This window comes from Catellatospora chokoriensis (assembly GCF_011297315.1).
Classification (GTDB): Bacteria; Actinomycetota; Actinomycetes; order Mycobacteriales; family Micromonosporaceae; genus Catellatospora; species Catellatospora citrea.
Window position 1 is genome coordinate 200,256 of record NZ_JAAOTI010000010.1, and the last position, 12,992, is coordinate 213,247.

General features: G+C 70.7%; 14 protein-coding genes. 8 read left to right on the forward strand and 6 right to left on the reverse strand.

Going from position 1 to position 12,992, the window contains the following annotated elements; all coding sequences use genetic code 11:
• Positions 1-4: 4 nt before the first annotated feature.
• The 4 genes from HAV39_RS17135 to HAV39_RS17150 form a co-directional block, all read right to left on the reverse strand.
• A complete protein-coding gene (locus tag HAV39_RS17135) occupies positions 5-1,018 on the reverse strand; it encodes a Gfo/Idh/MocA family protein (protein WP_191840197.1) in 1,014 nt (337 codons plus the stop codon).
• Between the two features lie 52 nt (positions 1,019-1,070).
• Entirely contained in the window at positions 1,071-2,177 is a 1,107-nt protein-coding gene (locus tag HAV39_RS17140) for a DegT/DnrJ/EryC1/StrS family aminotransferase (protein ID WP_120317950.1), read from the reverse strand.
• A 76-nt stretch (positions 2,178-2,253) separates the two neighbouring features.
• The gene (locus tag HAV39_RS17145) at positions 2,254-3,021 is read right to left on the reverse strand and encodes an ABC transporter ATP-binding protein (protein WP_373311725.1); all 768 of its coding nucleotides are present in this window, start codon (positions 3,019-3,021) and stop codon (positions 2,254-2,256) included.
• Positions 3,014-3,913 carry an ABC transporter permease gene (locus HAV39_RS17150; RefSeq protein WP_191840199.1) on the reverse strand — a complete coding sequence of 300 codons (900 nt, stop codon included), beginning with the start codon at positions 3,911-3,913 and terminating at the stop codon, positions 3,014-3,016. The genes HAV39_RS17145 and HAV39_RS17150 overlap by 8 nt, the downstream gene beginning before the upstream one ends.
• A gap of 157 nt (positions 3,914-4,070) precedes the next feature.
• On the opposite strand from HAV39_RS17150, the gene HAV39_RS17155 reads away from it, so the two are divergent.
• Positions 4,071-4,667, forward strand: a complete 597-nt coding sequence (locus tag HAV39_RS17155; RefSeq protein WP_191840200.1) for a TetR/AcrR family transcriptional regulator — start codon at positions 4,071-4,073, stop codon at positions 4,665-4,667.
• 50 nt (positions 4,668-4,717) lie between these two features.
• Here HAV39_RS17155 and HAV39_RS17160 read toward each other — a convergent pair whose 3' ends face one another.
• A complete protein-coding gene (locus HAV39_RS17160; RefSeq protein WP_191840201.1) occupies positions 4,718-5,254 on the reverse strand; it encodes an acyltransferase in 537 nt (178 codons plus the stop codon).
• A gap of 119 nt (positions 5,255-5,373) precedes the next feature.
• Positions 5,374-5,718, reverse strand: coding sequence for a hypothetical protein (locus HAV39_RS17165; RefSeq protein ID WP_191840202.1), 345 nt, complete (start codon positions 5,716-5,718; stop codon positions 5,374-5,376).
• A gap of 37 nt (positions 5,719-5,755) precedes the next feature.
• Between HAV39_RS17165 and HAV39_RS17170 the strand changes: the two genes are divergently transcribed.
• The 7 genes from HAV39_RS17170 (at position 5,756) to HAV39_RS17200 (ending at position 12,904) form a co-directional block, all read left to right on the forward strand.
• On the forward strand, positions 5,756-6,550 hold the full coding sequence (locus tag HAV39_RS17170; protein ID WP_191840282.1) for an inositol monophosphatase family protein: 795 nt from the start codon (positions 5,756-5,758) through the stop codon (positions 6,548-6,550).
• Between the two features lie 141 nt (positions 6,551-6,691).
• Entirely contained in the window at positions 6,692-7,729 is a 1,038-nt protein-coding gene (locus HAV39_RS17175; RefSeq protein ID WP_239120502.1) for a coiled-coil domain-containing protein, read from the forward strand.
• Between the two features lie 210 nt (positions 7,730-7,939).
• On the forward strand, positions 7,940-9,127 hold the full coding sequence (locus tag HAV39_RS17180; protein WP_239120501.1) for a substrate-binding domain-containing protein: 1,188 nt from the start codon (positions 7,940-7,942) through the stop codon (positions 9,125-9,127).
• A 96-nt stretch (positions 9,128-9,223) separates the two neighbouring features.
• Complete coding sequence (locus HAV39_RS17185; protein ID WP_191840285.1) at positions 9,224-9,967, forward strand: ABC transporter ATP-binding protein; 744 nt, start codon at positions 9,224-9,226, stop codon at positions 9,965-9,967.
• 215 nt (positions 9,968-10,182) lie between these two features.
• Positions 10,183-10,893: an ABC transporter ATP-binding protein gene (locus tag HAV39_RS17190; protein WP_191840286.1), complete on the forward strand. Its 711-nt coding sequence runs from the start codon at positions 10,183-10,185 to the stop codon at positions 10,891-10,893.
• Positions 10,893-11,783, forward strand: a complete 891-nt coding sequence (locus HAV39_RS17195; RefSeq protein ID WP_191840203.1) for a branched-chain amino acid ABC transporter permease — start codon at positions 10,893-10,895, stop codon at positions 11,781-11,783. The genes HAV39_RS17190 and HAV39_RS17195 overlap by 1 nt, the downstream gene beginning before the upstream one ends.
• Positions 11,780-12,904 (forward strand): branched-chain amino acid ABC transporter permease, encoded by a 1,125-nt coding sequence (locus HAV39_RS17200; protein ID WP_191840204.1) that lies wholly within the window; start codon positions 11,780-11,782, stop codon positions 12,902-12,904. The genes HAV39_RS17195 and HAV39_RS17200 overlap by 4 nt, the downstream gene beginning before the upstream one ends.
• The last annotated feature ends 88 nt before the right edge of the window (positions 12,905-12,992 follow it).

Here is a 12,992-nt window from a genome sequence, read left to right on the forward strand (position 1 = left end):
AGGATCAGCCCTCGGGTTCGGGGGCGGGCAGTTGGACGGTCATCCGGTCGGCGGAGGACTTCAGCACCGCGGCCGCGACCTCCACCGTGCGCAGGCCCTGCCGCAGCGTGACGATGTCGCTCGGCTTGCCTTCGACCGCGTCACGGAAGCGCTCGTGCTCCACCAGCAGCGGCTCGCGCTTGGGGATGGCGAACCGGACCATGTCGCCCTCGGCCACACCGCGGAAGGAGCGCAGCGCCTCCCACTCGGTGCTGATGGCGCCGTTGGCGTAGAAGGTCAGGTCGGCGGTGAGCGTGTCCGCGACGAAGCAGCCGCGCTCACCGGTGATGACCGTGGACCGCTCCTTGAGCGGGCTGAGCCAGTTCACCAGGTGGTTCACCATGGAACCGTCGCTGAGCTGGCCGACCGCGGCGACCATGTCCTCGTGCGGGCGCCCGCTGCGGAACACCGTGTGCGCCGACACCGAGGTGTACGCCTGCCCGGTGACCCAGCTGGTCAGATCGATGTCGTGGGTGGCCAGGTCCATGACCACGCCCACGTCGGCGATGCGGTGCGGGAACGGGCCCTGCCGGCGGGTGACCACCTGGAAGACCTCGCCCAGCTCGCCCGCCTCCAGGCGGCTGCGCAGGCTCTGCAGCGCCGGGTTGTACCGCTCGATGTGTCCGACGCCCGCGACGAGGCCGGCCTTCTCGAACGCGTCGACCAGGCGACGGGCCGCGTCCAGCGACGGGGCCAGCGGCTTCTCGATCAGTGCGGAGACGCCGTTGGCGGCCAGCGCCAGGCCGACCTCCTCGTGCAGCGCCGTCGGGCAAGCGATCACGGCGTAGTCGACGCCCATGGCGATGAGCTCGTCGACCGTGGGCACCACGGGCACCCGCAGCGTGCCGGCGGTGTCGCCCATCGGGTCGACGACCGCGACCAGCTCGACGCCGCCGAGCCCGGACAGCACCCGGGCGTGGTTGCGGCCCATCGCGCCCAGGCCGATCAGGCCGGCGCGCAGCTTGCGTTCGCCGCTCATGGCATCACCTTTCGTTTGCGACTGCGGGGCTCCCGAGCTCGCTGCTCGCTGCTCACAGGAGACCCGCCACACTGTTCGCCGCGTCGGCGATGCGCTCCAGCTGGGCCGGGGTCAGCGACGGGAAGATCGGCAGGGACAGCACCTCGGCCGCCGCCCGCTCGGTCTCCGGCAGGTCCCACGCCGGGTTCACCTTGCCCTCGGCGGTCAGGTACGGCTTGAGCCGGTGGATCGGCGTCGGGTAGTACACCGCGGTGCCGATGCCCTTGGCGGTGAACGCCTGCTGCACCGCGTCCCGGGCGCCGCCGGGCACGCGCACCGTGTACTGGTGGTAGACGTGCTTGGCGTTGTCCGCGACCGGCGGGGTCACCAGCGCGGTGATCCGCGAGTCGAGGAACTTGGCATTGGCCTGGCGCTGCTCGGTCCACGCCGCCAGCTGCTTGAACTGCTCCCGGCCGACCGCCGCGGCGACGTCGGTGAGCCGCATGTTCGCGCCGACGATCTCGTTGGCGTAGCGCTGTTCCATGCCCTGGTTGCGCAGTAGGCGCAGGGTCCGGGCGAACTCGGCATCCGCGGTGGTGACCATGCCGCCCTCGAGCGAGTGCATGTTCTTGGTGGGGTAGAAGCTGAACGTGCCGGCCACGCCGAAGGCGCCGACCGGGGTGCCGTTCAGCGCCGCGCCGTGCGCCTGGCAGGCGTCCTCCAGCACGGCGAGGCCGTGCCGGCCGGCGAGCGCCATGATCCGGTCCATCGCGGCGGGGTGCCCGTACAGGTGGACCGGCATGATCGCGACGGTGCGCGGGGTGATCGCGGCGGCGACCGCGTCGGGGTCCAGGCAGAAGCTGCCCGCCTCGATGTCGGCGAAGACCGGCTCGGCGCCGACCAGGCGGACCGCGTTGGCCGAGGCCGCGAAGGAGAAGGACGGCACGATGACCTCGTCGCCGGGGCCGACGCCCATCGCGATCAGGGCCAGGTGCAGCGCCGACGTGCCCGAGTTGACGGCCACGCAGTGCCGGCCGTCGACCAGGGTCGAGAAGTCCTCCTCGAATGCCTTGACCTCCGGGCCCTGCACGACCATGCCGCTGCGTAGCACACGTACCGCGGCCTCGATCTCAGCCTCGCCGATGACCGGTCGTGCCGGGGGGATCAGCTCGTCGCTCAAGGGGTCCTCCTCATTTCCATGCTTCCCACCGGACACGTGCAGATGGCACGCCCGAGTGTATCTGTGCTGGTGGTGGTCATTTATTGCTGCTGTAGTCTTCGTACGCGGCGATGACGTCGTCGGTCGGGCCGTCCATCCGGATCACGCCGGACTCCAGCCAGATCGATCGCTCGCACGTGTCGCGCACCGAGCTCAGCGAGTGGCTGACCAGGAACACCGTGCCGGCCCCGGCCCGCAGCTCGCGGACGCGGTCCTCGCTGCGCTTGCGGAACGACGCGTCACCGGTGGCCAGCGCCTCGTCGATCAGGAGCACCTCGTGCTTCTTGGCCGCCGCGATCGAGAAGCGCAGCCGCGCCGACATGCCCGACGAGTACGTGCGCATCGGCAGGGAGCCGAAGTCGCCGCGCTCGTTGATGCCCGAGAAGTCGATGATCTCCTGGGTGCGGGCGCGCACCTCGTTGCGGTCCATGCCCATGGCGAGGCAGCCGAGCATGACGTTGCGCTCGCCGGAGAGGTCGTTCATCAGCGCGGCGTTCACGCCGAGCAGCGACGGCTGGCCCTTGGTGTACACCGCGCCGCGGGTCGCGGGCAGCAACCCGGCCACGGCCCGCAGCAGGGTGGACTTGCCGGAGCCGTTGCTGCCGATCAGGCCGATGGCCTCACCCTCGTACGCGGTGAAGCTGACGCCCTTGACGGCGTGCACCTCGCGTACGGTCGGCGACGGCTTGCGGGAGGCGATCCGGCGCAGCGCGGCCAGCGGGGAGTTGTCCTTGGTGCCGGCGCCGTGCACGCGGTAGACGATGTGCACGTCGTCGACGATGACAGTGGGACGCTTGTCAGCCACGGCCGTACTCCTTTTCGCCACGCCAGAAGTACACGAAACCACCGATGCCCACCACGACCGCCCAGACGAGGGCGACCAGCCACATGTTCAGCACGGAGATGCCGGGGGCGGGGGTGTTGACGAGCAGCGCCTCGCGGCCGAGCTCGATGAAGACCGACATCGGGTTGAGGTGGAGCAGGGTGGACGCCCACTTGGGCAGGCCGTCGGTGGCCGCGGCCAGGTTGAAGAACACGCCCGAGCCGTACAGCCACGTCCGCAGCAGGAACGGCATGATCTGCTTCAGGTCTGTGATCTTCGAGCCGGCCCGCGCCACCAGCATGGCCAGGCCCGCGTTGAAGACCGACTGCAGCAGCAGCAGCGGGATCAGGGTCAGCCAGTTGAGGGTCAGCGGCTCACCGGTGATCAGCACGATGCCCATCAGCACCAGCATGGCCGCGAGCAGCTGCTGCAGCTGGGTGATGGTGACCGACAGCGGCAGGCTGGCCCGGGGGAACTGCAGTGCCCGGATCATGCCCAGGTTGCCGGAGATCGCCCCGGTGCCACCGGTCACGACCTGCGTGGTGTAGCCGAAGATGAAGATGCCGGCACAGAGGTACGCGGGGAAGTTCTCGATGCCGCGGCTCGTGTCGAGGATCAGGCCGAAGATCAGGTAGTACACCGCCGCGTTGGTCAACGGTGTGAGCACGTGCCAGAGCTGGCCGAGCCGGGCGGTGGTGAGCGTCGCGACGTTCTTGGCATTCGCGAACGCGAGGATGAAGTGACGGTACGCCCACAGCCTGCGAACATAGTCGGTCAGGGCCGGCCGCTCGCCCGCAACGCGGAGACCGTGCCGGGCAGCGAGCTGCGCCGGCGCGGGGGCGGAATAAGGCTCAGTCACCACAGCTTCAGCCATGGTAAGGGCTCCGATCTCCAAACTGGGGATTGAGTGGCGGTGACACACGGTAGCCGACGCCAAGGACGGGACGCCACCGTAGCGACGTACTAGTGATGATGTTAATCCGACGGAACGTCGCGACGCAACCGTCGCGTCGCTGCGCTATCGTAGGCACGTGCTGGCAGAGAGTAGGCGAGTCCCCGCGGGGGCCGCGGTGTTGAGAGGTGACATCACCGAGGCCATTCAGGCTGCGGTGGTGGAGGAGCTTGCCGCTGTGGGCTACGGCCGACTTTCGATCGAGGCGGTGGCCCGCCGGGCGGGCGTGGCCAAGACCGCGGTGTACCGCCGGTGGGGTTCGAAGCTCGAGATGGTGCTGGAGATCGTGGCGGGGGTCGCGGGCCGCAAGCTGCCGCTGCCCGACACCGGCACGCTGACCGGCGACCTGACGGTATTCATGCAGATCCTGGTGATAGCACTGCGTCACCCGCTGGCCTCGCAGATCATCCCCGACCTGCTGGCCGAGGCGTCGCGCAACGCCGAGATCGCGCAGACCCTGCAGCAGGCGCTGCGCGCCAACCAGCACGAGATCGGAACGCTGCTGGTCGGCCGGGCGGTGGAGCGCGGCGAGCTGCCCGCGGGCACCGACCCGGACCTCGCGGTGGACTTGATCGTCGGCCCGATCTACTGGCGGCTCACGGTCAACCGCGATCCGCTGCCCACCGATTACGTACGGCGGTTGGTCGACGCGGTCATCGCCGCCCTGTCCGCCTGATCCGCCGGCCCGCGCGGCCCCGGGCGGGCAGCGCGGCCGGTCGGGCCAGCTCAAAGGCCGTCGGGGCGCTGCGCCTCGCGGGACACGATGTTGCCCTTCTCGTCCACCCAACCGAGGTGGCGGGCGGGGTTGCCGGCGACCAGCTGGTTCGGCGCGACGCTCTTGGTCACCACGGAACCGGCCGCGACCATCGCGTGCTCGCCGATCACGGTGCCGCAGACGATGGTGGCGTTGGCGCCGAGCGAGGCCCCCCGCTTGATCAGCGTCGGGGTGATCTGCCAGTCCGGGTTCTGCGCCCGCGGCCGCAGGTCGTTGGTGAAGACCACGCACGGACCGACGAAGACCTCGTCCTCGATGGTGACGCCGTGGTACACCGAGACGTTGTTCTGGATCTTCACAAGGTCGCCGATCACGACTTCGGCGTCGACGTACACGTTGCGCCCGATCACGCAGCCGGCGCCGACGGTCGCGCTGCTGCGCACGTGCGCCAGGTGCCAGATCTTGGTGCCGGCGCCGACCTGGGCGCCTTCCTCGACGTCAGCGCTGGGATGCACGAAAACGGGGGGTGTGGAGGGGGTGCCAGTCATGTCGACCACCGTGTTCCGGGGCGCTCCGCGCCGGGGTTTGGGCTGCTGGCGCAGCCGGACGGGTACGAGATTAACCCGTCGGGAACCTGGTGCGGGCGGGGGTCTGCGCTGGTGCCGGGTCAGTTTCCGCCGCGGTCGACCTGGACGACGACCTGGCTGTCGGTGATCTCGTTGATCTTCACGGTGAAGTCGCCGACGCTCACGCCGTCGCCGCGCTGCACGGTGACCTCCTGACCGGCCACCTTGAGCGTGACCGAGTCCTGGTTCGCGCTGACGAGCTGCACCTCGACGCCCAGGATCGAGATCTTGGCGTTGGTGACGTTGCGCTCGAAGGTGATGGTGCAGCCGGTGGTGCTGCAGGTGCTGGTCGCACCCTCGCCGCTGCAGCCGGCCAGGGCCCCGCCGGTGAGCGCGGCCACCAGCGCTGCGGTGGCGATGAGACGACTCGTCCTCCGTGCGAACATTAGGCGATCATAAACCAATCAGGATCGGGGCGTGGCGATGATTGACCGGATTGTGGAGATTCTGCGGGAAACCGCGGAGGCGGTGGTCCTGCCGAGGTTCCGCAACCTGGCCGATGGGGAGATCGTCGAGAAGAGCCCCGGGGACCTCGTCACCGTCGCCGACCGGGAGGCCGAGGTCATGCTGACCGCGCGGCTCGCGGCGCTGCTGCCCGGCTCGCTGGTGGTCGGCGAGGAGGCCGTCGCGGCCGACCCGGACGTGCTCACCCGCCTGGACGACGACGGCGCGGTGTGGCTGATCGACCCGATCGACGGCACCGGCAACTTCGCCGCCGGGCAGGAGCCGTTCGGCATGATGGTCGCCCTGATGCGCGGCGGCGTGCCGGTGCTCGCGGTGATCTACGAGCCGGTCCCGGGGACCGTGGCCGCGGCCGAGGCCGGCGCCGGATCCTATGTCGACGGCGTCCGGATGGTGCTGGACCACACCCCGGTCGGCGCGGACCAGCTGCGCGGCGCGGTGATGACCAAGTACCTGCCGGCCGAGCTGCGCGAGCAGGTCGTGTCCCGGCTGCCCAACCTCTCCGAGGCGATCCCGGGGCTGCGCTGCGCCGCCCGGGAGTATCCGGAACTGCTGCGCGAGACGCGGCACTTCGCGCTGTTCTGGCGGGCCAAGCCGTGGGACCACGCGCCGGGCGCGCTGCTGATGCGCGAGGCCGGCGGCGTGGTCAGGCACTTCGACGGGGCCGACTACGACCCGGTGCACCCGCGCAACGGCCTCGTCGTGTGCCGTGACGATGCGGTGTTTGGGCTGGTACGCAGCGTGTTGCTGGCATGAACAACTTTCCTGTCGGCGCGCCGCTGCGGTAATCTGCGTCGCGGCCGCGCGTCTGCGGGTGCCCCCGACACCCGTGGCGGCCGCCGCCGCGCGCACCCCAGCTCCTTCCCTTCGCGGCGTGAGACGGAAGGATTCACGTCCGTGACCCTGACGGTGCGCCCTCGCCGGCGTTTCGTGCCGGCCATCGCCGTCGCCGTGGCGGCAGCGGTGCTCGTGACCGCGTTCCCCACCGCGGCACAGGCCGAGCCCAACGAGATCTCCTCGACCAAGGTCGCGCAGCTGCGCCAGACCCTGGAAAGCGCCGCCGGTCAGTACCTGGAGGCCGAAGGCCTGCTCACCAAGGCCAAGACCGAGCAGGCGGCCCTCAACCAGAAGCTGGTCGTCGCGGACAACCGCTACCAGCGCGCCAAGAACAGCGTGCAGAAGTACGCGGCCGAGGCCTACAAGGCCGGACGCCTGGGCGTCATCGGCGTCATGCTGAACGCCAACACGCCGGAATCCTTCCTGGCCCGCTCCGCCGCCCTGGAGAAGATGACGGCCCGCGACGAGGCCCGCATCAGCGAGCTGGTCAGTGCCCGCAAGGAGATCGACAGCACCAAGGCCGAGATCGACAACCGGGTCCGGGAGCAGAACAAGCAGCTGTCCGAGATGGCGAAGCTGCGCAGCGCCACCGAGCGGGCGCTGTCGGCCGTCGGCGGGTACACCACCACCGGCTGGGTCGACCCCTACGCGCCGACCGCCGCGCCGGCCAAGCGCAACTCGGACGGCAGCTGGCCGTCGCAGGGCTGCACCGTGAACGACCCGACCCCGGCCAACGGCTGCATCACCCCGCGCACCCTGCACGCCCTGCAGCAGGCCCAGCGGTGGTTCGACCACTACGTCTCCTGCTACCGCTCCGGCGACATGTACGAGCACCCCAAGGGCCGGGCCTGCGACTTCTCCTCGGAGCCGGACGGGTTCAAGAACTTCTCGTCCAAGGGCGCGAACAAGCTCTACGGCGACAAGCTGGCCTCGTTCTTCGTCAAGAACGCGAGCAGGCTCGGCGTCATGTACGTGATCTGGTACTGCAAGATCTGGCTGGCCGGATCGGGCTGGAAGACGTATCGCTCCGCGGGCGGCAACTGCGGCGACGACCCGGCCGGCGACCACACCAACCACGTTCACCTGTCCGTCCTCTAGCTGCGCGCTACATCGCCTCGGCGGTCGTTGTGGGTCCCGCCCACATGGCCGCCTGTGAGGTGTCTCTCTAGCGTGGTCCGCGACCACGAGGTGACTCTCTCTCGCAACACGGCATTAATCAGAGCGACCTCGCGGCATTGGCAGACCACTCAATGAGGAGATGCAGTGAGCGAGCGCAGCAGACTGCACAGTTTTGCAGAGAATGCCGGTTTGTCCCGGCGCGTGTTCGTTGCCTCGACGGTCGCCGCTGCCCTGCTGGCCGCGGCCGGTTGCAGCAGCCCGCAGGAGGCGGCCCAGGGCACGGGCGGCGACGGCGCGCCGGTCAAGGTCGGCCTGGTCTACTCCCAGTCCGGGGCCCTGGCCAGCTACGGCAAGCAGTACATCGACGGTTTCAAGGCCGGCCTGGCCCAGGCCACCAACGGCACCAACAAGGTCAACGGCCGCACGATCGAGCTGCTCGAGGCCGACGACGCCGGTGACCCGGCCAAGGCGGTGTCCGCGGCGAAGGACCTGATCGGCAAGGGTGTCAAGATCCTCGCCGGCTCGGCCTCCTCCGGGGTGGCGCTGCAGGTCGCGCCGGTCGCCGCGCAGGACAAGACGCTGTTCATCTCCGGCCCGGCCGCGACCGACGGCGTCACCGGCATCAACCGCTACACGTTCCGCTCCGGCCGCCAGTCGTACCAGGACGTGCTTGCCGCGAAGTCGTTCATCGGCGACGCCAAGGACAAGAAGGTCGTGGTGTTCGCGCAGGACAACGCGTTCGGCAAGGCCAACGAGACCGCGGTGACCGCGGTCATCGGCGGCGCGGGCGCGAAGGTGTCGGCGATCCTGGTGCCGGCCAGCGCCACCGACTTCACCCCGTTCGCCAGCCAGGTCAACACCGCCAAGCCGGACCTGCTGTTCGTGGCCTGGGCGGGCACCACCGCCACCGCCATGTGGCAGGCGCTGGACCAGCAGGGCGTGCTCACCAGCACCACCGTGGTGACCGGCCTCGACCAGAAGGCGTCGTACCCGGTGTTCGGCGCGGCCGGCGAGAAGATCTCGTTCCTGTCGCACTACTTCGACGGCGCGACCAGCAACGATGCCGCCAAGGCGGCGGGCGCGAAGATCACCGGTGGGCTCGACCTGTTCAGCCCCGACGGGTTCAACGCCGCGCAGATGGTGGTGCGGGCGATCACCGAGGGCGGCGACGACGTCGAGAAGATGGTCACCGCGCTGGAGGGCTGGAGCTTCGACGGGGTCAAGGGCAAGATGACCATCCGCAAGGAGGACCACGCCATGATCCAGCCGATGTTCCAGGTCAAGCTCGTGGGTGCCGGCCCGGCCGCCAAGCCGCAGCTGGTCAAGGAGCTGGCGCCGGAAGACGTCACCCCGCCCGCCGTTGCGATGAAGCCCTGACCTGTGGACCACCCCGTCACGGGTACGACCGAGGCTCCGGCCGCGCCGCACCAGCGGCCCGACCGGAGCCTCGGCTCCCCAGAAGCCCCCGCCGCGGTGCTGGCGACCGAGGCGCTGACCTGGCGCATCGGCGAAGTCGCCATCGTCGACGGCGTGTCCCTGCAGCTGCACCCCGGTGAGTTCCTCGGCGTGATCGGCCCGAACGGGGCCGGCAAGACCTCGCTGTTCAACCTCATCTCCGGCCTGCGCGCGGTCACCGCCGGGCGGGTGCTGCTGCACGGGTCGGACATCACCGCGCTGGCCCCGCACCGCCGGGCGCAGCGCGGCCTGGGCCGCACCTTCCAGTCCTCGTCCGTCTTCGGCGGCCTGTCCGTGCGGGAGAACGTCCGGCTCGCGGTGCAGGCGCACCGCGGCGGCTCGCTGGCCCTGTGGCGGCGCGCCACGGCATACCGCGAGGTCGCGGCGCGGGCGGACGAGTGCCTGGCCACGGTCGGGCTCGCCGCGCGCGGCGACGCGCTCGCGGGCACGCTCGCCCACGGCGAGAAGCGCAAGCTCGAGATCGCGCTGCTGCTGGCGGGCGAGCCGTCGGTGCTGCTGCTGGACGAGCCGATGGCCGGGGTGTCCGCGGAGGACGTGCCCGAGCTGGTCGAGGTGATCCGGGAGCTGACCGCCCACAGCGGTCGCAGCGTGCTCATGGTGGAACACCACATGGACGTGATCCTGGACCTGGCCGACCGCATCGCCGTCATGCACCACGGCGCGCTGCTGGCCTGCGACACCCCCGACGCGGTGATGGCCAACGCCACCGTGCAGGAGGCATACCTGGGGGAGGGCTTGTGAAGGCCGAGGAGCGAGCTGGCGAGCCCCGCAGGACGAACCCAGGCGGCACTGTGAAGGCCGAGGAGCGAGCTGGCGAGCCCCGCAGGACGAACCCAGGCAGCACTGTGAAGGCCGAGGAGCGAGCTGGCGAGCCCCGCAGGACGAACCCAGGCGGCACTGCGACGACTGAGCAGATCTCCGCGCCGCTCGGCGGCGATCCCGCCGGGGCGGCGAGTCTGCTGCACGTCGAGAACCTGTCGGTGCGGATCGCCGGACTGCACATTCTGCAGGGCGTGTCCTTCGACGTCGCATCGTCGGGCGTGACCGTGCTGCTGGGGCGCAACGGGGTGGGCAAGTCGACCACGCTGCGCGCGATCCTGGGGCTGACCCCGCGCAACGGCACCGCGACCGGTTCGGTCCGGCTCGGCGGCGAGGAGATCCTCGGCAGGCCCACGCACGCGCTGGTCAAGGCCGGGCTGGGCTTCGTGCCCGAGGACCGGTGCGTGTTCGCCGGGCTGACCGTCGCGGAGAACCTGCGGCTGGCCGAGCGCACCGACGTCCCCGACTACGACCTGGTCTTCAGCCTCTTCCCGGAGCTGTCCAAGCGGGCGAAGCAGCGGGCGGGCTCGCTGTCCGGCGGGCAGCAGCAGATGCTGTCGCTGGGCCGCGTGCTGCTGAACCGGAACCGGCTGCTGCTCATCGACGAGCCCACCAAGGGCCTCGCGCCCAAGGTGGTCACCGAGGTGGCCGAGGCCCTGGAGCGGGCCGCGCAGGCGGTGCCGGTGCTGCTCGTCGAGCAGAACCTCGCCGTCGTACGCAGGCTCGCCGGCGACGCCGTCGTCATCGCCGCGGGCCAGGTCGCCTGGACCGGGCCGGGCGAGCGACTGCTGGCCGACCCGGCGCTCACCAAGTCTCTGCTGGCCGTCAACGCTGCCGGGGGGCACTGATGTCGACGATCGTCCTGATGACCGTCACCGGGCTCGGCCTGGCGGCGCTGTACTTCCTCGTCGCGTCGGGCCTGTCGCTCGTGTTCGGGCTCGCCGACGTGCTCAACTTCGCGCACGGCCTGTTCCTGTCCGTAGGTGCGTACGCCACCTGGTGGGCCGCGGGCAACCTGCCCGGGGCGGGCCCGGACGGGTGGGGCTTCGTGCTCGCCGTCGCCTTCGGGGTGGTGGCCGGGACCGCGGTGGCCGCGCTGGTGGAGTTGGTCATGATCCGGCCGCTCTACTCGCGCACCATCGAACAGGTGCTGGTCACCGTGGGCCTTTCGCTGGCCGGGGTGGCGGCGCTGCAGGCCGGCTTCGGCGCGGACCCGCGTCCGTTCCCGCGCCCGTCGTGGACCCAGCAGGTGGTCACCCTGGCCGGAGCCCGGGTGCCGCTGGACCGGCTGCTGCTGATCGTCGCCGCTGTGGTGGTGCTCGGGCTGCTGCTGGCCTTCCTGCGCTGGACCCGGTACGGCCTGATCATCCGGGCGGGGGTGGAGAACCGGGAGATGGTGACCGCGCTCGGCATCGACGTGCGCAAGGCGTTCACGCTGGTCTTCGCCATCGGCGGGGCGGCTGCGGCGCTCGCCGGCGCGCTGTCCGGGGTGTACTTCGGCAGCGTCTCGCCGACCAGCGGCGCCTCACTGCTGATCTTCGCGTTCATCGTCGTCGTGATCGGCGGCATGGGCTCGGTGCTCGGCTCGGCGGTCGCCGCGGTCGCGGTGGGCCTGCTGCAGCAGTTCGTCAACTACTACGGCACCTCGGGCGCCGGAGACATCTGCGTGGTCGCGCTGCTGGCCGTCGTGCTGCTGTGGCGTCCCGCGGGCCTGGCCGGAAAGGCGGCGACAGCATGACGGCGACGCAGACCCCCGTGGCGCACACTCCCGACAGGCCGACCGTGCCGCCCGCGGCGACCCGTCCGACGGCGTTCGCGCTGGTGAAGCGGTTCTGGCCGGTGGCAGCGTTCGTGCTGCTGGCGGTGCTGCCGTACAGCGGGATCACGATCCCGGGGCTGTTCGACGGGCCGATCAACTCGCCCGGGGCGCTGCAGGTGCTCGCGCTGTGCCTCGTCTTCGGCGGCCTCGCGGCCGGCTACGACCTGCTGTTCGGGCGCACCGGCCTGCTCTCGTTCGGGCACGCGCTCTACTTCGCGCTCGGCGTCTACGGCACCGACATCCTCATCACCAAGTACGGCTACCCGCTGCCGCTGGCCGCGCTGCTGGCGGTGCTGTTCGCGACCACCGTCGCGACGGCCCTGGGCGCGGTCGCGCTGCGGGTGCACGGCATCGCGTTCTCCATGGTCACCCTGGCGTTCGGGCAGGTCGGCGCGATCCTGGTGGCCCGCGACCCGGGCGGCCTGACCGGTGGCGAGGAGGGCCTGTCGCTGGACGCCTCCGGACTGCCCGACGCGCTGGTCGGCGTCGTCAACACGGTCAACCTGTACTGGATCGCGCTGGCCTACCTCGGCCTGGTCGTGGTGGTGCTGCACCGGGTGGCGCAGTCGCCGACCGGGCGGGTCTTCGCGGGCCTGCGCGACGACGAGCGGCGCATCGGGGTGCTGGGGCTGGACCCGTACCGCTTCAAGCTGGTGTCCTTCACCCTGTCCAGCGCCCTGGCCGCGCTCGGCGGCGTGGTGTACCTGCTGCTCGCGGCGGGTGCGTCCCCACACGTGGCGTCGTCGGACCTGACGCTGACGCTGCTGGTGATGGTGGTGCTCGGCGGTCCGGGCACCCGGTTCGGCCCGGTGCTGGGCGGGGTGCTGTTCACCTACCTGGATCACCGACTGACCGGCTTCGGCGCGTCCGACGCGGTGGACTCGCTGCCCGGGGTGCTGGCCGGGCCGCTGTCCCAGCCGCTGTTCGTGCTGGGCACGATCTTCATCCTCGCGGTCTACTTCTTTCCCGGCGGCCTGGCCGGCCTCGGCACCCGCCTGACCGCCCTCCGCCGCGCCGTCACCCCCACCTCCCGCCCCTGACCACCCCACCGACGCGCAGGGGTTACGCCCCAGTTGTTGATGGACGCTGGTCTATTACGTCGAGTCTGATCGCGAAAAGTCGATGTAA

Bases quoted from the DNA above. Each gene is read 5' to 3' on its own strand.
- HAV39_RS17135 (WP_191840197.1), bottom strand. From the start codon at position 1,018: ATGAGCGGCGAACGCAAGCTGCGCGCCGGCCTGATCGGCCTGGGCGCG.
- HAV39_RS17150 (WP_191840199.1), bottom strand. From the start codon at position 3,913: ATGGCTGAAGCTGTGGTGACTGAGCCTTATTCCGCCCCCGCGCCGGCG.
- HAV39_RS17160 (WP_191840201.1), bottom strand. From the start codon at position 5,254: ATGACTGGCACCCCCTCCACACCCCCCGTTTTCGTGCATCCCAGCGCT.
- HAV39_RS17165 (WP_191840202.1), bottom strand. From the start codon at position 5,718: ATGTTCGCACGGAGGACGAGTCGTCTCATCGCCACCGCAGCGCTGGTG.
- HAV39_RS17170 (WP_191840282.1), top strand. From the start codon at position 5,756: ATGATTGACCGGATTGTGGAGATTCTGCGGGAAACCGCGGAGGCGGTG.
- HAV39_RS17195 (WP_191840203.1), top strand. From the start codon at position 10,893: ATGTCGACGATCGTCCTGATGACCGTCACCGGGCTCGGCCTGGCGGCG.
- HAV39_RS17200 (WP_191840204.1), top strand. From the start codon at position 11,780: ATGACGGCGACGCAGACCCCCGTGGCGCACACTCCCGACAGGCCGACC.